The organism is Paraburkholderia sp. 35.1 (assembly GCF_050436525.1).
Taxonomy (GTDB): domain Bacteria; phylum Pseudomonadota; class Gammaproteobacteria; order Burkholderiales; family Burkholderiaceae; genus Paraburkholderia; species Paraburkholderia tuberum.
In genome coordinates, this window is the sequence record NZ_JBNDMJ010000002.1 from 335,637 (window position 1) to 354,635 (window position 18,999).

Genomic DNA, 18,999 nt, shown 5'->3' on the forward strand with positions numbered 1-18,999 from the left:
ACGACTGCCAAAACGAGCCGGGATTATATTCTCTTGCTAAAATCCACTTTTGGACTAATATCATTAAAAAGTACACATAGGGACCTACCCGCAATGACTCACGCTGCCCGAATTTCCTCGCCCGAGGCATCGCCGCGACGATCGCTTTCGGAACCCACGCTGACGCAGATGTCCGCGGCCGGTCTGCGTGCGTTCTTCAACATCGCGCGCGACTGGGACCTGAGCGCCGACGAGCAGATCGTGCTGCTCGGCAAGCCGGGCCGCTCGACGTTCTTCAAGTGGAGGGCGACGCCCGAGACCGCGCGGCTCAGCCACGACACGCTGGAGCGACTGTCGCTGCTGCTCGGCATCTACAAGGCGCTGCAGATTCTGCTGCCGCAGCCGAGCGCCGCCGACACCTGGGTCAAACGTCCCAACAGCGCGCCGCCGTTCGGCGGCAAACGCGCGCTGGACCGCATGCTGGCGGGCAACATCAGCGATCTCGTGGCCGTGCGCCAGTATCTCGACGCAATGCGAGGCGGCTGGGCGTGACGCAACCGCAATGGCAGGACCGCTGGACCAGCACCGCGCTCAACTGGTCGCCCGCGTATCGCGTGATTCCGACGCGCTTTCCGGCCATCAACCTGTTCGATCGGGTCGCATCGCCGGAGGATTTCGACGCGCTGTACGCGCTCGAAGCGATGACCAACGACCGTCTGCGCACCGAAATCGGCGAACTCGATCTGGTGCCGCGCGAGGAGCGCCGTTTCGGGCCCGGCTACGGGCCGATCATGGCCGCGCTCACGCATCTGAATCCGCTCGGCAGCCGCTTTTCCGACGGCACCTACGGCGTGTTCTATTGCGCGCGTTCACGCGCGACTGCGATCGCGGAAACACGCTATCACACGGGTCAGTTTCTCCAGGCGACCGCCGAGCCGCCGATGCGTCAACAGATGCGTCTCTACACGGTAGTCGCACAAGGCAGCGTGGTCGACTTGCGTCGCGACCCCGAGTTCGATCCCGCCGTGCTGTCGCCCGACGACTACCTTCCCGGACAGGCGCTCGGGCGCGCGGTACGCGCGGCGGGCGCGCCGGGCATCGTGTATCCGTCGGTGCGCGACAGCGCTGGCGAATGCCTCGCGGCATTCCGCACGATGCTGCTGCGCGACTGCCATCACGCGGCATACCTCGAATACAACTGGAACGGCAGGAGCGTCGATATGGTGTTCGAGTTGAATCAGGTCGGGTGACAGAAGAGCGGCGAAGCAGCGCGGGGACTTCAGCCGTTCAGGGCAAGGCCAATTCCGCCGCCCCTTCCGCGCGCGCGGCCTCGACCGAGATCGACCAACGACGCAACGCCTGCGGCTGCACGATCGTCAACGTGCCGTCCGGCCCGAACGCGCCCGTATCGATGAACACTTGCGAGCCGATCTGCGTGATGTCGCGCACCGGCGTATGGCCGCAATAGGTCAGCGACAGCCCGCGCTGCCGCAGCGGATCGCCGTTGCCCAGCGCGAGCTCGCGACCCCACAGCAATTGCTGGCGCGTTTCGGCCGAATAATTGCCCGCGTCGAGCTCGGCGTCGGAGCCGAAAAATTCGGCGTGCAGAACGTTGAAGCGCGCCTTGCCGCTGCCGATCACGCGCACGAGCGGCAGCGTGCGCAGATGCTCGGCGTAATAGCGCAGACGCTCGTCGGGCACGTCGGCCGCCCACGCGCCGCCGATGCCGTACCACCACTGCCGCCGCAAGCGGCCGTCGGCGACCGCGCACAGCGCGTCCTCGTGATTGCCGAGCACCGCATGGAACCACGGCTTCTCGAGCAGCGCGAGCGCCTGCTCCGAGTGCTCGCCCCGATCGACCAGATCGCCGACCGAAAACAGCCGGTCGCACGTCGGATCGAACGCGATCTGACGCAGCAGGTAGCGCAAAGCGTCGACGCAGCCGTGCAGATCGCCGACCACGAAATCGCGGCCGGCCTCGTTGGCGTCGTGATGCTGAACGAAGTTGGCGGGGGTGGAATTCATTCCACCATGATAATGCGGCCGACGCGCCCGCGTATGCGGGGTGCCTATCGTATCCGCACGCTTCATCGAGCAAGAAAGACATCGAACGACGCAAAAATGACGCTGAAACGCCACATTTGCGGTATGCGTTACCGGAAATGCACGTTTGCGCGAGTCACTCCTGGCGCGCGCCCGAGTCGTCCCGCGCGTTATTGCAGCGTGCGCAGCTTCGCCACCTGGTCGGCCGCGATCGTCGCCTGCGGATTGCCGAACTGTTTCGTCACGTAGTTGGTGATCGCCGCGATCTGCTCGTCGTCGAGATGGCCGCCGAACCCGGGCATCAGCACGTCCGCGTGCGCGGTCGTGCGATTCACGCCGTGCAGAATGACCAACGCGAGATTGTTCGCGTCGTCCGCGCCGACCGTCGAGTTGTGGATCAGCGACGGATACGCGCCCGGCGCGCTCGCGCCCACGCCCTGCCCAGTCCAGCCATGACAGGTCGCGCAATTGGCGACGAACAGCTGCGCGCCGTTCACGCCCTTGATCGCGGTGCCGCGCATGGCGGTGACGTCGCTGGCCGGCTTGCCCCATTGATGACGGGGACGCGCGTCGCCGCCGCTCACGGCCGGCACCGAGCGCAAGAACACGACGATCGAGCGCAGATCCACCGGCGTCAGATACTGTGTGCTGTTCGCGACCACTTCGCCCATCGGGCCGGCCGCGTTTGCGCGGCTCGGCGCCGCGCCGGTCGACAGATACGCCGTGAGTTCGTCGTCGCGCCAGTCGCCGACGCCGCTCAGCTTGTCCGGCGTGATATTGAACGCATGCCAGCCGGCCTGCACCGCACCGGAGAAACGCGCGCTCGACTTCAGCCCCTGCATGAAATTGCGCGGTGTATGGCATTCCTCGCAATGCGCGAGCCCTTCGACCAGATACGCGCCTCGATTCCATTCGGGGCTCTGTTTCGGGTCCGGCACGAAGCGCCCCTCGGTGAAGTTGAACAGGTTCCAGAACACCATTAGCCAGCGCTGATTGAACGGGAACTTGAGGCTGTTCGAGGGCGGCGTGTAGTGAATCGGCGCGAGCGTGTTCAGATACGCGCGAATCGCGAGCACGTCCTGTTCGGTCACGCGTGTGTAGGCGGTGTATGGGAACGCCGGATAGAGCCGCTCGCCGCCTTTGCCGATGCCTTCGTGCATCGCGCGCATGAAATCGGCGTCGCTCCATTGGCCGATGCCGGTGTCGGGATCGGGCGTGATGTTCGGCGTCACGATCGTGCCGAACGGTGTGCTGATCGGCAGGCCGCCCGCGAATGGGCGCGACTTGTCCGCCGTATGGCAGGCCGCGCAATCGGCAGCACGGGTCAGGTATTGGCCGCGCTTCACGAGTTCGCCATTCGCGGCCTTGCCGGCGAGCATGGCCGGGCCGCCGACCGCAGCCTGCGCCGCGTCGTCGGCGCGCGCCTGGGTGATCGGCATTTCGTCGGTCGAGTCTGCGTCCGGGCCGTGCGACTCGTGCCACGCTATCGACAGCGCAAGCAGCGAAAACGCGGCCGCTAGCGCCGCGCCGCCGAAGCGGCGGCGCTGGTTGATGTGCATCGGCACAGGGTCCGGCTGCGCGCGACAGGTTTTCTTCGTCATTGTGGCTCTCCGGTCGGCGCTCAGATTTCGCGCTTCAGCTTGTCGCCCAGTTTCAGCGACAGTGCAGCGATCGTCAGCGTGCAGTTCACCGACGCGGCGGTGGGCATCACGCCGCTACTCGCGATGAACAGGTTCGAATGATCGTGCGTGCGGCAGTCCGCGTCGACGACCGAACTCGCCGCATCGCTGCCCATGATCGTCGTGCCCATGATGTGATTGTTGGGCGCGAAGCTGTCGTCGAACGAGACCTCGGTGCCGCCGAATAGCGTCGCGATCTGCGCATACAGTTCGTGCGTATTGGCGGCGCTCTTCTTCACGTACTCGTTGATCGAGTAGTAGATCTCGGGCTGAGGAATCCCGAGCGCGTCCTTGTGATCTGCCGACGGCACGATGCGGTTCTGCGGCTCCGGCAGATGTTCGTGAAAGCTGTTGATGTTCAGCGTGCGCGCCGCGCGGTCGCGAATCTGCCGGTCGAGCTCGGCGCCGGTCAGGCCTTTTTTCAGCAGGTCGGCGGTGACCCCCATCGTCGGCACGCCGTTCGACAAATGCAGCTTCTTCGCCGCGTAATCGGAGCGGAACGCGCCGTCGCGGAAGTTGACGATCGAGGTCATCTCCATCGGGCCACGGCCGGGCCACAGCGGTTCGTTGGCGAGAAACGTGACGCCGGTGCCGGGATGGTCCATCAGGTTGCGGCCCACCTGATCGGAGCTGTTGCCGACGCCGTGCGGGAATTTGTCGGAGGTCGACATCAACATCAGCTTCGGCGTTTCGATGCCGTTCGCCGCGAGCACGAACAGCTTGCCGGTGACGCGTGTGCTATTGCCGTTCGGGTCCTTGTAGTGGACCGCGGTGATGAGCCCTTTGTCGTCCGCTTCGATGCGATACACGACCGCTTCGGGAATCAGTTTCGCGCCGGCCTGCTCGGCCTTCTCCGCGTGAATCACGCCGTTGTACATCGCCGCGATCGGGCAGATCGGCATGCAGTTGTTGTTGCCGCAGCAGGTGGGCCGCGCATCGTACGGACGGCTGTTGCGCGCGACCGGTTCGGGCACGACCTTGAAGCCCCGCGCGTTGAGCACGTCGCTGAACCGCTGATCCATGTACGACAGTGGCAGCTGCTGCATCGGATAGGGCTTCGAGCGCGGCGAACCGAGATCGATCGAACTATCGGGACCGGACACGCCGAGCTGCGCTTCGGCGGCCACGTACCACGGCTCGAGCGTTTCGTACGGATACGGCCAGTCGCGCCCGACGCCATACAGCTTGCGCAACTGGAAGTCCGACGGCAGCAGCCGCCACGCGGCGGCCGCCCAGTGCCAGGTCGTGCCGCCGACCAGCCGCACGTATTGTGAGTTGTACGGATAATCGCCCTTCTGGATCAGGTAGTTGTTCGCGGGCGCGTACTCGGGATGCGGCGCGTAAGGCGTCGACGGATACGGCGTCGCGAAGTCGGACTTGGCCGGCGAGTTGCGGAAGTTCTCGACGATCTGCCAGCGCGGAATGCGCGGCCCCGCTTCGAGCAGGATCACCGACGCGCCCGCCAGCGCCAGCTGATGCGCAACCAGACTGCCGGCGACGCCGGAGCCGACCACGACGATATCGGCGGATTGTGTGTTTGCCATCGTTTCTCTCTTCGATGCCCTGCCTGTTGCGGGCTTTGTTCGTGCGACGCTTGCGGGTCCGGCGTGCTGGTTGCGCTGCTGGCGTGGCCCGCTCGCGGGCTCGCGCGGCTCACGCGGGCGTCGGCTTCTGCGTCCAGTAGAACGGCACGTCGCGGCAATAGGAGGGAATCGTGAGCACGTCTTGCACGGGCTCGAACATCAGCGCCTTTTCATACGCGATCACCTGGACGTGCGGCATGTCGCCGACGAGGCCCAGATACCACGCGCGCATGATCGCGCCGACCGTTTTCGCGAGCGCGGGCTGGTCGGTCTGCAGCGCCTGCGTGACCGTATCGGACGGCACGCCGCCGTGGCCTTGCAGCCAAGTGTTGAGCGCCGCGACGTTCTGCGCGAACTGGTTATCGGCACGCGACAGCGCATCGTAGACACGTTGGCCAAGCACGGTATCGAAACTGCTACGACCGGTGAGGTGTTGGGAAACCGCGAGGAAGGCATCGAGTCCGCCCCCGGCTGGCCGCGTATCGGCGAAGGCGGGCGCGATCCACGACAGCGAACGGCTCGCGCCGGCGAACGCGAGCGCCGCGGCCGTCGCGCACGAGCCGAGCACCCAGGCCCTGCGCGAAGCGGAAAACGACGGCGGCAAGCCGGTGAACCGTGTGGCATTGCGATAAGACTTCGCTCCTTGCCGATGCGTCACGTGGGGATGCGCATCGTTATCCTCAGGAACATCTGTCATGGGGGCTCCAGATGATGAGTCGTTCTCGACGAGCAGCGCGGCGAGGGCATGATGCCGTTCGCCTGCCGCTTCGTTTGCTCCTCCCCAAACCTGGTCTTACGCCGCTTCAGCGGTCTCGTATCCGTGCGCGTGATTCACGCGCGCCGCATGTGCGGTGTTGCATGCATGACCGCAACGATTGCTGCCGTCATCTACCAATCGCCTTTCAACTGAAAGCGGGCGCGCAAGGCCGCCGCGAAAGACTATAGCCTGTGACCCACCATTCGACAATCGGTCCGCGTTGCACGCGTAGAATCCGCGACACCGACTGCCCTACACTTCGTCGTTCATCGAGTCCATGTCCATCAACTACTATCCCCAGCTTCTTCGCAATCGGCCCCGCACGGTGATCGGCCTCGTGATCGGGATCGTCGTCGCGTTCCTCGTGCCCGGTCATACGAGTCCGATCGCCCGCACACTGATCGGCTGGGACGCGGCCATCTGGAGCTACCTGCTGATGATCTGGGTGCATATGGCTCTTGCCGACGAGCACCGCGTGCGCGCATACGCGATGCGCGACGACGAAAACGCGGGCGTCGTGCTGGTCGTCATCTGCGTCGCGACGATCGCGAGCGTCGCCGCGATCGTGCTCGAACTCGCGTCGGCCAAGGGCGCGGGCGGCGCAACGACCGTCTGGCACTACCTGCTGACCGGTCTGACGCTGATCGGCGCATGGTTTCTGATTCCGACGATCTTCACGCTGCACTACGCGCGCCTCTACTTCGACACGGACGCGCAAGAGACCGCGTTGAAGTTTCCCGATCACCATTTGCTGCCGAACTACTGGGACTTCCTGTACTACTCGTTCACGATCGCGGTCGCGTCGCAGACTTCCGATGTCGTGTTGCGCTCACGCGAAATTCGCCGCGCGACGCTCGCCCAATCGGTCCTGTCGTTCTACTTCAACGTCGCGGTGCTCGGCCTGTGCGTGAACATCGCGGCGGGGCTGCTGGGTTCGTGACAAGGCCGCTGCGCGGCGTTCGGATGAATTTCATGCGAATGCCACGCGCGTGCCACATGGCTGCCACGCGAGCGGCACCCAGGCTTCACGCGTCCGCTTGAACCGCATTCCGGGCAACGCGGGGCCGCCCGTGTAAAACCCGCCCCACGCCACCCCGTTTTACATGCCGGCCAGCCGCGGCGTGCGTGACAATGCCCGCATTTTTGCGCGCGCTCCGTGCGCGCGCGCACCTTCGGCACCCGCCATCTCACCGTAACCTCCCCGTTTCCGCGCTAGCGCGGTGCCCGGCTGCCCGCGTTGGCACACGGTTTGCTCCTTTCCGCGACGAGTGACGACCAGTCCCGCGAGACCGGCGTCTGGCGTCAAAGCACCCGCGACTGGCCAGCGGCGCGACGATCTTTGCACTACATTGACCAGTACGTGCCCCCGCTGACGCATCGCGCGGTATCCGGCTCGGGAAGCCCAATGAGCGCTGTGATCGCATGCCAAGTGCATCCACACCGCAGCAGGACAACTCTGGAAACGACCGATGGAATCTCCAAACGGGTACGCGCCGCGGATTTACTTTTTTCATTCTCTTCTCGTCGGGCCCCTCGATGCCTGGCCCGCGCAGTTCGCTCATGCGGCCGGGCTCGGCTTCGATCATGCGTTGATCGGCGGGCTGTTCGAGCCCGGCCACGCCGGCCATGGCCAGGTGGTCGGCAATCACGCTCGGCTGCATCCGGTGTTCGAGGCGCAGCATTCGGTGCACGACGCCGTACGCATGCTCGCCGATGCCGCGCGCCGCAACAACCTGACGCTGCTGGTCGATCTCGTGATCGACCGCATGGCCGCCGACGGCGTGCTGTACAGCGAGCATTCGGACTGGTTTCACGCGCGTGAGTCCGAGCTCGCACGGCTCGATCCGCGCCACGTGCATCGCGAAGACAACGTTGCCTACGCGAATTTCGACGACCCCGCGACGAGTGCCTCGCTGAGCGTCTGGTGGACCCAGCAACTGCTCGCGCTCGCCGAAGCCGGTGTCGGCGGCTTCCGTTTCGATTCGCCGCATCGCGTGCCGGCTGCCGTATGGCGGCACCTCGGCGATGAAGTGCGCGCGAAGCATCCGCGCGTGCGCTTTCTCGCGGCAACGCCGGGCCTGTCGCGCGGCGATCTGCCCGGTCTCGAAGCAGCCGGCTTCGACAGCGCGTTTTCGTCGGTGCGCTGGTGGGATTTCCGTTCGAGCTGGATGGCCGAGGAGCATGCGGCGCTCGCGCGCGTTGGTGCGCCGATCGCCTTTCCCGAAGCGCCGTACGGTACGCGCCTCGCCGCCGAGCTGAGCGACGTGCATGATGCGGCGATCGTCGAGCGGGCGTATCGACGCGCGCTGTTCACGTCGGTTGCATTGGGCAGCGGCTGGATGATGCCGATGGGCTTCGAATACGGCATCGCCGAACCGATGTCGCAAACGCGCGGCGACGCCGCGCAGTTCGCCCGCGCCGCGCAGTCGCGCCGCTTCGATCTGAGCGCCGCCGTCACCCAGGCCAACGACTTCGCGCGCAACACGCCGACACTGCACGCGAACGGTGAATTGCGCCCATTGAGCGGCCCCGGCGCATCGGCCGCGGTTCTGCTGCGCGGCGACGCAGCCGATCTGCGCGACGCCAGCGAAGCAGTCCTGATCGTCGTGAATCCCGAACTCGGCGCGCCAGTGCGTGTCGATCCCGCGCGCTTCCTCGCGGGCGTGCCGGGCAGCTTTACGCGCTTCGCGCCGCTCGACGCGCGCGGCCGAACCGAACCCGCGGCACTCGCGCCGTTCGCGCTCGCGCCCGGTGCGGTGCGGCTGCTGCGCGCGTTCGCGGAACAGCCGATCTGCCTCGCGCCGCCGATCGACAAGGCGAACAGCAAGCGCAGCGGCCGCAAGACAGTGCTCGACGCGATCGAAGCGCCGCGCGTCGCGATCGAGAGCGTGTCGCCGTCGGTGGAGAACGGTCGCTTCGCGGCCAAGCGCAGCGTCGGCGAGCGGGCGGAAATTCGCGCGGCGATCTTCGCCGAAGGTCACGACAAGATCGCGGCTGCCGTGCTGTGGCGCGCGGCCGACGAAACCGCGTGGCACGAAGAACTGATGTCGCCCGCGCCGCCGGCCGGGCTCGACTTGTGGAGCGCGCGCATTCCGCTCGAGCGGATCGGCCGCTACGAGTTCACCGTGATCGCGTGGCGCGACGAGTTCGCGTCGCTCGTCGAGCACATCCAGAAGAAGCTGAAGGCGAACCAGACCGTCGAGATAGAACTCGACGAAGCCGCGCATCTGTTCGCGCTCGTGCTCGCCGAAGTCGAGACGACCGAAGGCGCCGACAAGGAGCCGCTCGAACACATCGTGCGCGACTTCCAGAAGGCCGACGCCGAACAGAAGCTCGCAGTGATTCTCGCGCCCGCCACAGCGAAGGCAATGACCGCTGCGCGCCATCGCCCGTTTCTGAGCCGCGACCCCGTGATCTACAAGATCGACGCGGAACGCACGGCCGCCTATTTCGCGAGCTGGTACGAGATCTTCCCGCGCTCGATGAGCGACGACGAGTCGCGCCACGGCACGTTCGCGGACGTGAGCGCGAAGCTGCCGCGCATCCGCGACATGGGCTTCGACGTGCTGTACTTCCCGCCGATCCACCCGATCGGCCTCGCGAACCGCAAGGGCCGCAACAACACGCTGACCACGCAGCCGGGCGATGTGGGCAGTCCCTATGCGATCGGCGCCGCCGAGGGCGGTCACACCGCCGTGCATCCGCAACTCGGCACGCTCGACGATTTCAAGGCGATGCTCGCCGCCGCGCATGCGCATGGCCTCGAGATCGCGCTCGACTTCGCGATCCAGTGCTCGCCCGATCACCCGTGGCTGAAGGAGCATCCGACGTGGTTCGCGTGGCGCCCCGACGGCACGCTGCGCTACGCCGAGAATCCGCCGAAGAAGTATCAGGACATCGTCAACCCGGACTTCTACGCGCACGACGCCAAGCCCGGCCTGTGGCTCGCATTGCGCGACGTGATCCTGTTCTGGGTCGACGCGGGCGTGCGCATCTTCCGCGTCGACAATCCGCACACCAAGCCGCTGCCGTTCTGGGAATGGATGATCGCCGACGTGCGTGCGCGCCACCCCGACACGATCTTTCTCGCCGAAGCCTTCACGCGGCCGCGCATGATGAACCGGCTCGGCAAGATCGGCTTCTCGCAGTCGTACACGTACTTCACGTGGCGCGAGTCGAAGCGCGATTTCACCGAGTACATGGGCGAACTCACGCAGACCGGCGCGCGCGATTTCTATCGGCCGAACTTCTTCGTCAATACGCCGGACATCAACCCGCGCCATCTGCAATCGCAGGGACGCACGGGCTTTCTGATCCGCGCGGCGCTGGCCGCGACCCTGGCCGGCCTGTGGGGCGCGTATAGCGGCTTCGAACTGTGCGAGGCCACCGCGCTGCCGAACAGCGAAGAGTATCTGGACTCCGAAAAGTATCAGTTGCGGGCGTGGGACTGGCACCGGCCCGGCAATATCGTCGGCGAGATCACCGCACTGAACCGCATCCGTCGCGCGAATCCGGCGCTGCAAACGCATCTCGGTCTCACGTTCCTCGCCGCGCACAACGACCACATCCTGTGCTTCGAGAAAGCGACCGAATCGCGCGACAATGTGATCGTCGTCGCGATCAATCTCGATCCGTTCAACGAACAGGGCGCGGACATCGAGTTGTCGTGGGACACGTTCCAGCGCTGGCATCTACACGATCACGCCACGCTCGAAGTGATCGACCAGATGACCGGCGCACGCTTCGAATGGCACGGACGCTGGCAACACGTGCGGCTCGGCTCGGGCCAACCCTTCTCGATCTGGCGAATCGCGCCGCTAGGCGGCCTGCCCGCCGATCGCCCCGAGGACAGCGACCACGATCCCGACAGCGCTCCTCACGCAGACGCTGTCAACCCAACCTGGATGGAAGGTGGAACATGAAGCGCGACGATCCAGCCCAAACCGCGCACGAGGCGCAAACGGCCGTGGCCGTCGGCACCGCGGCGAAGGTACGCACGCGCCGCCGCGGCAAACCCGCGGCCCTCAGCGACGATCCGCTGTGGTACAAGGACGCGATCATCTATCAGGTGCACATCAAGTCGTTCTTCGATGGGAACAACGACGGTGTCGGCGATTTCCCCGGTCTGATGGCCAAGCTCGACTACATCGCCGAGCTCGGCGTCAACGCGATCTGGCTGCTGCCGTTCTATCCGTCGCCACGCCGCGACGACGGCTACGACATCGCCGACTACCGCAACGTGCATCCCGACTACGGTCAGCTCGCGGACGTGCGGCGCTTCATCCAGGAAGCGCACGCGCGCGGCATCCGCGTGATCACCGAGCTCGTCATCAACCACACGTCGGATCAGCACCCGTGGTTCCAGCGCGCGCGGCGCGCGAAGCCCGGCTCGAACTATCGCAACTACTACGTGTGGTCCGATACCGATCAGAAGTACCCGGAGACTCGCATCATCTTCATCGACTCGGAGCCGTCGAACTGGACGCACGATCCGGTTGCGGGCGCGTACTACTGGCACCGCTTCTACTCGCACCAGCCCGATCTGAACTTCGACAATCCGGCGGTGTTGAAAGAGGTGCTGCACGTGATGCGTTTCTGGCTCGACATGGGCATCGACGGGCTGCGGCTCGATGCGGTGCCATACCTCGTCGAACGTGAAGGCACCAACAACGAGAACCTGCCTGAGACGCACGAGATCCTGAAGCGGATTCGCGCGACCATCGACGCCGAGTACCCGAACCGGATGCTGCTCGCCGAGGCGAACCAGTGGCCCGAGGACGTGAAGGAGTATTTCGGCAACGAAGACGAATGCCATATGGCATTCCACTTCCCGCTGATGCCGCGCATCTACATGTCGATCGCGAGCGAAGACCGCTTCCCGATCACCGACATCATGAAGCAGACACCGGAACTCCCCGAATCGAACCAGTGGGCGATCTTCCTGCGCAATCACGACGAGCTGACGCTCGAAATGGTCACCGATTCCGAGCGTGACTATTTGTGGAACACCTATGCGAGCGATCGCCGCGCACGTTTGAATCTCGGCATTCGCCGCCGTCTCGCGCCGCTGATGGAGCGCGACCGCCGCCGCATCGAGCTGATCAACTCGCTGCTGCTGTCGATGCCCGGCACGCCGGTCATCTACTACGGCGACGAACTCGGCATGGGCGACAACATCCACCTCGGCGACCGCGACGGCGTGCGCACGCCGATGCAGTGGTCGTCGGATCGCAACGGCGGCTTCTCGCGCGCCGACCCTGAGCAACTGGTGCTGCCGCCCGTGATGGGTACGCTGTACGGCTTCGACGCGGTCAACGTCGAAGCGCAGAGCCGCGACCCGCATTCGCTGCTGAACTGGACCCGCCGCATGCTTGCGACGCGGCGCGCGAAGCAGACCTTCGGACGCGGCACGATCCGCTTTTTGAAGCCTGAAAACCGCAAGATTCTCGCGTATCTGCGCGAGATGCCCGGCGCGGCGCCGATCCTGTGCGTCGCGAATCTGTCGCGTGCGCCGCAGGCGGTCGAGCTCGAGCTGTCAGAATTCAAAGGCTTCGTGCCGATCGAGATGACCGCCGATTCGGTGTTCCCCGCGATCGGCCAGTTGACCTATCTGCTGACGTTCCCGCCCTACGGCTTCCTGTGGTTCATGCTGTGCGAAGGCGGCGGGCGTCCGACATGGGCGCAGGCGCATTCCGAGCCGCTGCCCGAGTTCGTCACGATCGTGATCCGCGAAGGACAGTCCGGGCCGACACCCGAAAACGTGCGGCTGCTGGAATCCGAGGTGCTGCCGTCGTGGCTGAGCCGGCGCCGCTGGTTCGCGTCGAAAGATCAGAAGATGCACGCGGTGCGGCTCGCCGCGCTGACCACGATCCCGAACGGCGGCTTCGCGTTCACTGAAATCGAAGCAGACGTCGGCAACCACACCGAGCGCTACGTGGTGCCGATCGCGATCACATGGGGCGGCGAAACCACCACGCCGCTGTTTCTGCAACTGGCGCTTGCACGCGTGCGGCGGGGCCGCAACGTCGGCCATCTTACCGACGCGTTCTCGCTGCCGATCTTCGCGCACAACGTGCTGCGCAAGATGCGCGAGCGCGCGGTCGTGCCGACCGTGCAGAAAAGCGAGATCAAGTTCCTGCCGACTGAGCGCTTCGCCGAACTCGACGCTCTCGGCGAGCGGCCCGAGATTCGCTGGCTCGCGGCCGAACAGAGCAACAGCTCGCTGATCGTCGCCGATGCCGCAGTGCTGAAGCTGGTGCGACGGCTCGTCAGCGGCATCCATCCGGAAGCGGAAATCAGCCGCTATCTGACGCAGCTCGGCTATGCGAACACCGCGCCGCTGTATGGCGAAGTGGTGCGCGTCGATCCCGAGGGCGTGCCGCATACGCTGGCGATCCTGCAGGGCTTTATCGACAATCAGGGCGATGCGTGGAACTGGTCGCTCGACTATCTGCGCCGCTCGGTCGACGAACTCGCGATCGCGATCGACACCGAGACGCAGAGCGTACCCGATCGCACGAACGAGTCGATTCTGCTGGACGGTTACGGCGAACTCGCGGGCATCATCGGCCGCCGGCTCGGCGAGTTGCACGTCGCGCTCGCCACGCCGAGCGACGACCCCGCGTTCGCGCCGGAACCGGCCAACGCCAAACAGGTGAAGGCATGGGTCGAGGCGGCGCAGACGATGCTCGCGGCCGCGCTCGATCTGCTCGCGCCGCGCATCGCGGACATGAGCGACGCGGACACGAAGGGGCTCGCGCAAAGTCTGATCGATCGCCGCGCCGCACTCGTCGAGGCCGTCGACAAGCTGGTGCCGGGCGACGCGGGCGCGTTGCGCATCCGCATCCATGGCGACTTCCATCTCGGCCAGGTACTGGTCGCGCACGGCGACGCGTACCTGATCGACTTCGAGGGCGAGCCCGCGCGTTCGCTCGACGAGCGTCGCCAGAAATCGAGCCCGTTGCGCGACGTGGCCGGTCTGATGCGCTCGCTCTCGTATGCGAGCGCAGCCGCGCAATCGACCACCGAAGGCGCGCCGCAACAGACCGCCGATCGCAAGCGCGCGCTGTTCGAGCGCTTCCGCGCGCACGCGACCAGCGCGTTCCTCGCCGAATACCGCGCGGCCGCCGCGCAGTCGCCGACGCCGCTCGTCGCGCCCGAATCCGAGGAGGCGCTGCTCGATCTGTTCCTGATCGAGAAGGCCGCCTACGAAATCCGCTACGAAGCGGCCAACCGACCGGCGTGGCTCGGCTTGCCGGTGCGCGGCCTCGCGGCGCTCGTGAGCCGGCTGCTCGGCGACACCGGCAGGCCGCCGCACCACGATCCGTCAACCCAGGCGCCTGGCGCGGCCACGCCGCCTAACCCGGCCGAGGGCGACTATGAGTGAGCATGATCCGGCCGCAGGCCTTCAACCCGTCGATATCGACGCGCTCGTCGAAGCGCGTCACCCCGATCCGTTTTCGCAGCTCGGGCTGCATCAGACCGACGCGGGGCCGATCGTGCGCGCGCTGCTGCCGAACGCCGCGCACGTCACCGTGATTTCGCGCGCTGATGGCGCGACGCTCGGCGAACTCGAACAACTGCGCCCTGGCCTGTTCGCGGGCCGCATCACGTCGGCGATGCCGTATCGCTTGCGCATCGACTGGCATGGTGTGGTGCAGGAAGTGGAGGATACCTATTCGTTTGCTCCGGTGCTCGGCGACGAGCCGCTCCAACGTCTCGCGCGCGGCGATCCGTACGCGGTGCTCGAATGTCTGGGCGCGCGGCCGGTCGACGTCGACGGTGTGCCGGGCGTGCGCTTTGCGGTGTGGGCGCCGAATGCGCGGCGCGTGTCGGTGGTCGGCGACTTCAATGCGTGGGACGGCCGCCGCCATCCGATGCGGCTGCGTCACCAGGCGGGCGTGTGGGAGCTGTTCGTGCCGCGTGTCGGCGCCGGCACGCGCTACAAGTACGAGCTGCTGTCGCGCGACGGCCATCCGCTGCCGCTGAAGGCCGACCCGTGCGCGATGCAGACGGAAAAGCCGCCGGGCACCGCATCGATCGTCGCACACGTCGACGAGATCGAGCAGTTTCCGTGGAGCGATCACGAGTGGATCCAGTCGCGCGCCGACAAGCAGACCGCGCGCACGCCGATCACGATCTACGAAGTGCACGCGGAGTCGTGGCTGCGCGTCGCCGAGGAAGGCCAGCGTGGTCTCGTCTGGGAAGAGCTCGCCGAGCGGCTGATTCCCTACGCGAAGAGCATGGGCTTCACGCACCTCGAATTTCTGCCGATCGCCGAGCATCCGTTCGGCGGTTCGTGGGGCTATCAGCCGCTCGGGCAGTTCGCGCCGTCCGCGCGCTTCGGCAAGCCCGAGCAGTTCGCGCGTTTCGTCGATCGCGCGCACGAAGCAGGGCTCGGCGTGATTCTCGACTGGGTGCCCGCGCATTTCCCGAACGACGCGCATGGCCTGATCGATTTCGACGGCACGCCGCTCTACGAGCATGCCGATCCGCGCGAAGGCTATCACCAGGACTGGAACACGATGATCTACAACCTCGGCCGCAACGAGGTCAGCGCGTTCCTGATCGCGTCGGGGCTCGCGTGGTTGAAGCGCTATCACGTCGACGGCCTGCGCGTCGATGCGGTCGCGTCGATGCTGTATCGCGACTACTCCCGTGCGGCCGGCGAGTGGGTGCCGAACATCTATGGCGGCCGCGAGAATCTCGAATCGATCGCGTTCCTGAAGCGGTTGAATCACGAGGTCCGCTATGTGCCGGGCGCGCCCGGCGCGATCACGGTCGCCGAGGAATCGACCGCATGGCCGGGCGTGACCGCGCGCCTCGCGGACGGCGGCCTCGGCTTCGACTTCAAGTGGAACATGGGCTGGATGCACGACACCCTGCACTACATGCACGAAGACCCGATGTATCGCCAGTATCACCACCACAACATGACGTTCGGCATGGTGTACGCATATTCCGAGCACTTCGTGCTGCCGCTTTCGCACGACGAGGTGGTGCACGGCAAGGGCTCGCTGCTCGGCAAGATGCCCGGCGACCGCTGGCAGCGTTTCGCTAATCTGCGCGCGTACTTCGGTTTCATGTGGACGCACCCAGGCAAGAAGCTGCTGTTCATGGGCGGCGAATTCGGCCAGATGGCGGAGTTCGACCATGACGGCTCGCCGCATTGGCATCTTCTCGACGATTCGAACCACCACGGCGTGCAATTACTGGTGCGCGACCTGAACCATCTGTATCGCAACGAGCCCGCGCTGCATCTGCTCGACAGCGAACCGGGCGGCTTCGAATGGTTGATCGGCGACGACAGCGGCAACAGCGTGTTCGCCTATCGGCGCACCGACGGCGCGGGCCAGGAGTTCGTCGTGGTGTGCAACATGACGCCGGTGCCGCGGCTCGGCTATCGGCTCGGCATGCCGCGCGGCGGACGCTGGGTGGAAGTGCTGAATACCGATGCAGGCGTGTACGGCGGCTCGAACACGGGCAACGGCGGGCTGATTCATTCCGACCATGTATCGAGCCACGGCAGGCCACATTCCGCCGCGCTGATCTTGCCCCCGCTCGCGACGATCGTATTGCGCGCGGACTGAGAAAACGTGCCGTAACCCGGGCGCGCGGCGCACAGGCAGCCGCCGCGCGCCCGTTGCATGAAGACCCAGTCAGACCCGAGCTCCAGCTCGACAATCAGAACAGGAAAGGGAAATCATGTCGCATGCGTTGCCCGAGCGGTTGCTGCCCGGCTCGCCGTATCCGCTCGGCGCGAACTGGGATGGGCTGGGTGTCAACTTCGCGGTGTTCTCGGCCAATGCGCAGAAAATCGAGCTATGCCTGTTCGATTCAACCGGCCGCAAGGAGATTCGCCGCTTCACCATGCCCGAATGCACCGACGAGATCTGGCACGGCTATCTGCCGAACGCGCATCCGGGCACCGCGTACGGCTTTCGCGCGCATGGGCCGTATCAGCCGCATTTCGGGCATCGTTTCAATCCGCACAAGCTGCTGCTCGACCCGTATGCGCGCAAGCTCGTCGGGCAGTTTCGCTGGTCCGACGCGCTGTTCGGCTATCGCGTGCATTCGAATCGCGCGGACCTTTCGATCGACCGGCGCGATTCCGCGCCCGCGATGCCCAAGTGCGTCGTGATCGACGAGGCGTTCGACTCGTCGCACGACAGGCGGCCCGACGTGCCGTGGGGCGAGACCGTGATCTACGAAACGCACTTGCGCGGCGCGTCGATGCTGCGCTCCGATCTGCGCCAGCATGAACGCGGCACGTTCGCGGCGCTCGCGTCGCCGGAGTTCATCGAGCATTTGCTGAAGCTCGGCGTGACCGCGGTCGAGCTGCTGCCCGTGCACGCGTTTCTGAACGACCGCTTCCTCGTGGAGCGCGGCCTGCGCAATTACTGGGGCTACAACACGGCAGCGTTCTTCGCGCCGGAGCCGACCTATCTGAGCACGCACCGGCTCGACGAAATGCGCATCGCCGTGCGCCAGCTGCACGCGGCCGGCATCGAGGTGATTCTCGACGTGGTCTACAACCACACTTGCGAAAGCAATGAGATGGGCCCGACCATTTCATGGCGCGGCCTCGACAATGCCAGCTATTACCGGCTGATTCCCGGCGACGAGCGTCACCATATCAACGACACGGGCTGCGGCAACACGGTCAATCTGCCGCATCCGCGCGTGCTGCAGATGGTGATGGATTCACTGCGCTACTGGTCGACCGCGTTCAATATCGACGGCTTTCGTTTCGATCTCGGCGTGACGCTCGGGCGCGAAAGCCACGGCTTCGATCCGGGCTCGGGCCTGTTCGACGCGTTGCGCCAGGACCCGGTGCTATCGCAACGCAAGCTGATTTCCGAGCCATGGGATCTCGGTCCTGGCGGCTATCAGCTCGGCAATCATCCGCCGGGATTCAGCGAATGGAACGACCGTTTCCGTGACACGGTGCGACGTTTCTGGCGTGGCGATGCCGGCCTGCGACCCGACCTCGCCGCGCGCCTGACCGGGTCGGCCGATCTGTTCAACCGGCGGCATCGCAAGCCGTGGGCGTCGATCAACTTCGTCACGTCGCATGACGGCTTCACCTTGGCCGATGTCACCGCGTACGAGCAGAAGCACAACGAAGCCAACCTGGAAGACAACAACGACGGCCACAACGAGAATTGCAGCCGCAATTGGGGTCTCGAAGGCGCGACCGACGACCCCGCGATCCTCGCGACCCGCCGTCGCGTGTCGCGCTCGCTGATCGCGACACTGATGATCGCGCTCGGCACGCCGATGCTGCTGGCCGGCGACGAAGCGCTGCGCACGCAGCGCGGCAACAACAATGCGTACTGTCAGGATAACGACCTATCCTGGATCGACTGGGACCTCGCGGATTCGCCGGAAGGTCAGCGCATGACCGAATTCGTCGCGCGCGTGATCGGGCTGCGCAAGCGCCATCCGCTGCTACGTGAAACGCGCTTTCTGTTCGGCGACCGCGAAGTGCTGCCCGGCCTGTTCGACGTCGGCTGGTTCGACGAACACGGCGATCCGCTGACGATCGAAGCGTGGCAGGACCCGGAGGGACGCGCGTTCACGTTGCGTCGCGCGGGTCCGGGCCTGAATGGCGAAACCGAAGTATTGTTAATGATGCTCAACGCTCACGAGGAGCCGCTGCAGTTCGCGCCTCCCGCGCCGCACCTGGAATGGCATGTGCTGTTAGACACGGCCGATCCGGAATGCGCGCCGCAGCGGCTCGCGACGGCCGAACTCGAGGTCGCCGCGCACGGCCTCGTGATACTCGCCGCGCAACCGACCGGTGAAGCGGATTGGCAAGCCGGCTGGGTGGCTGGCGCGCAGCACGGGCCGCGGCTGTTGACCGCGCTGCCGCCCGATCCGGGCGCGCAGACCGCAAACGATGTTGGTTCGCAATGAACGATGCACTGCGGCGACCTCGTTCGAGCGTGGATAAATC

11 protein-coding genes are annotated in these 18,999 nt (G+C 65.7%); 7 read left to right on the top strand and 4 right to left on the bottom strand.

Going from position 1 to position 18,999, the window contains the following annotated elements; genetic code table 11:
- Window positions 1-168: 168 nt before the first annotated feature.
- The gene (locus OKW27_RS07410) at window positions 169-531 is read left to right on the top strand and encodes an MbcA/ParS/Xre antitoxin family protein (protein WP_018424156.1); all 363 of its coding nucleotides are present in this window, start codon (window positions 169-171) and stop codon (window positions 529-531) included.
- Window positions 528-1,229, top strand: a complete 702-nt coding sequence (locus tag OKW27_RS07415) for an RES family NAD+ phosphorylase (RefSeq protein ID WP_429333066.1) — start codon at window positions 528-530, stop codon at window positions 1,227-1,229. The genes OKW27_RS07410 and OKW27_RS07415 overlap by 4 nt, the downstream gene beginning before the upstream one ends.
- A 37-nt stretch (window positions 1,230-1,266) precedes the next feature.
- Here OKW27_RS07415 and OKW27_RS07420 read toward each other — a convergent pair whose 3' ends face one another.
- The 4 genes from OKW27_RS07420 to OKW27_RS07435 all read right to left on the bottom strand — a co-directional run bounded on the left by OKW27_RS07420 (window position 1,267) and on the right by OKW27_RS07435 (window position 5,981).
- A complete protein-coding gene (locus tag OKW27_RS07420) occupies window positions 1,267-2,004 on the bottom strand; it encodes a metallophosphoesterase (RefSeq protein ID WP_409259238.1) in 738 nt (245 codons plus the stop codon).
- A gap of 188 nt (window positions 2,005-2,192) precedes the next feature.
- Window positions 2,193-3,623 (bottom strand): cytochrome c, encoded by a 1,431-nt coding sequence (locus OKW27_RS07425; protein WP_429333067.1) that lies wholly within the window; start codon window positions 3,621-3,623, stop codon window positions 2,193-2,195.
- 20 nt (window positions 3,624-3,643) lie between these two features.
- Entirely contained in the window at window positions 3,644-5,245 is a 1,602-nt protein-coding gene (locus OKW27_RS07430) for a GMC family oxidoreductase (protein WP_429333068.1), read from the bottom strand.
- Between the two features lie 109 nt (window positions 5,246-5,354).
- Window positions 5,355-5,981 (bottom strand): sugar dehydrogenase complex small subunit, encoded by a 627-nt coding sequence (locus OKW27_RS07435; protein ID WP_429333069.1) that lies wholly within the window; start codon window positions 5,979-5,981, stop codon window positions 5,355-5,357.
- 337 nt (window positions 5,982-6,318) lie between these two features.
- Here OKW27_RS07435 and OKW27_RS07440 point away from each other — a divergent pair, with 337 nt between their 5' ends.
- The 5 genes from OKW27_RS07440 to glgX all read left to right on the top strand — a co-directional run bounded on the left by OKW27_RS07440 (window position 6,319) and on the right by glgX (window position 18,959).
- On the top strand, window positions 6,319-6,981 hold the full coding sequence (locus tag OKW27_RS07440) for a DUF1345 domain-containing protein (protein WP_429333070.1): 663 nt from the start codon (window positions 6,319-6,321) through the stop codon (window positions 6,979-6,981).
- A gap of 529 nt (window positions 6,982-7,510) precedes the next feature.
- On the top strand, window positions 7,511-10,963 hold the full coding sequence (locus OKW27_RS07445) for a maltotransferase domain-containing protein (RefSeq protein WP_429333071.1): 3,453 nt from the start codon (window positions 7,511-7,513) through the stop codon (window positions 10,961-10,963).
- Window positions 10,960-14,427, top strand: a complete 3,468-nt coding sequence (gene treS / locus OKW27_RS07450) for a maltose alpha-D-glucosyltransferase (RefSeq protein WP_429333072.1) — start codon at window positions 10,960-10,962, stop codon at window positions 14,425-14,427. The genes OKW27_RS07445 and treS overlap by 4 nt, the downstream gene beginning before the upstream one ends.
- On the top strand, window positions 14,420-16,630 hold the full coding sequence (glgB, locus tag OKW27_RS07455; protein WP_429333073.1) for a 1,4-alpha-glucan branching protein GlgB: 2,211 nt from the start codon (window positions 14,420-14,422) through the stop codon (window positions 16,628-16,630). Before treS ends, glgB begins: the two co-directional genes overlap by 8 nt.
- A gap of 115 nt (window positions 16,631-16,745) precedes the next feature.
- Window positions 16,746-18,959, top strand: a complete 2,214-nt coding sequence (glgX, locus tag OKW27_RS07460; RefSeq protein WP_429333074.1) for a glycogen debranching protein GlgX — start codon at window positions 16,746-16,748, stop codon at window positions 18,957-18,959.
- Window positions 18,960-18,999 lie beyond the last annotated feature (40 nt).

What these genes read in the sequence shown, in the direction of transcription:
- OKW27_RS07410 (WP_018424156.1), top strand. Translation starts at nt 169, where the DNA reads ATGTCCGCGGCCGGTCTGCGTGCGTTCTTCAACATCGCGCGCGACTGG.
- OKW27_RS07420 (WP_409259238.1), bottom strand. Translation starts at nt 2,004, where the DNA reads ATGAATTCCACCCCCGCCAACTTCGTTCAGCATCACGACGCCAACGAG.
- OKW27_RS07425 (WP_429333067.1), bottom strand. Translation starts at nt 3,623, where the DNA reads ATGACGAAGAAAACCTGTCGCGCGCAGCCGGACCCTGTGCCGATGCAC.
- OKW27_RS07430 (WP_429333068.1), bottom strand. Translation starts at nt 5,245, where the DNA reads ATGGCAAACACACAATCCGCCGATATCGTCGTGGTCGGCTCCGGCGTC.
- OKW27_RS07435 (WP_429333069.1), bottom strand. Translation starts at nt 5,981, where the DNA reads ATGACAGATGTTCCTGAGGATAACGATGCGCATCCCCACGTGACGCAT.
- OKW27_RS07440 (WP_429333070.1), top strand. Translation starts at nt 6,319, where the DNA reads ATGTCCATCAACTACTATCCCCAGCTTCTTCGCAATCGGCCCCGCACG.
- OKW27_RS07445 (WP_429333071.1), top strand. Translation starts at nt 7,511, where the DNA reads ATGGAATCTCCAAACGGGTACGCGCCGCGGATTTACTTTTTTCATTCT.
- treS (WP_429333072.1), top strand. Translation starts at nt 10,960, where the DNA reads ATGAAGCGCGACGATCCAGCCCAAACCGCGCACGAGGCGCAAACGGCC.
- glgB (WP_429333073.1), top strand. Translation starts at nt 14,420, where the DNA reads ATGAGTGAGCATGATCCGGCCGCAGGCCTTCAACCCGTCGATATCGAC.
- glgX (WP_429333074.1), top strand. Translation starts at nt 16,746, where the DNA reads ATGTCGCATGCGTTGCCCGAGCGGTTGCTGCCCGGCTCGCCGTATCCG.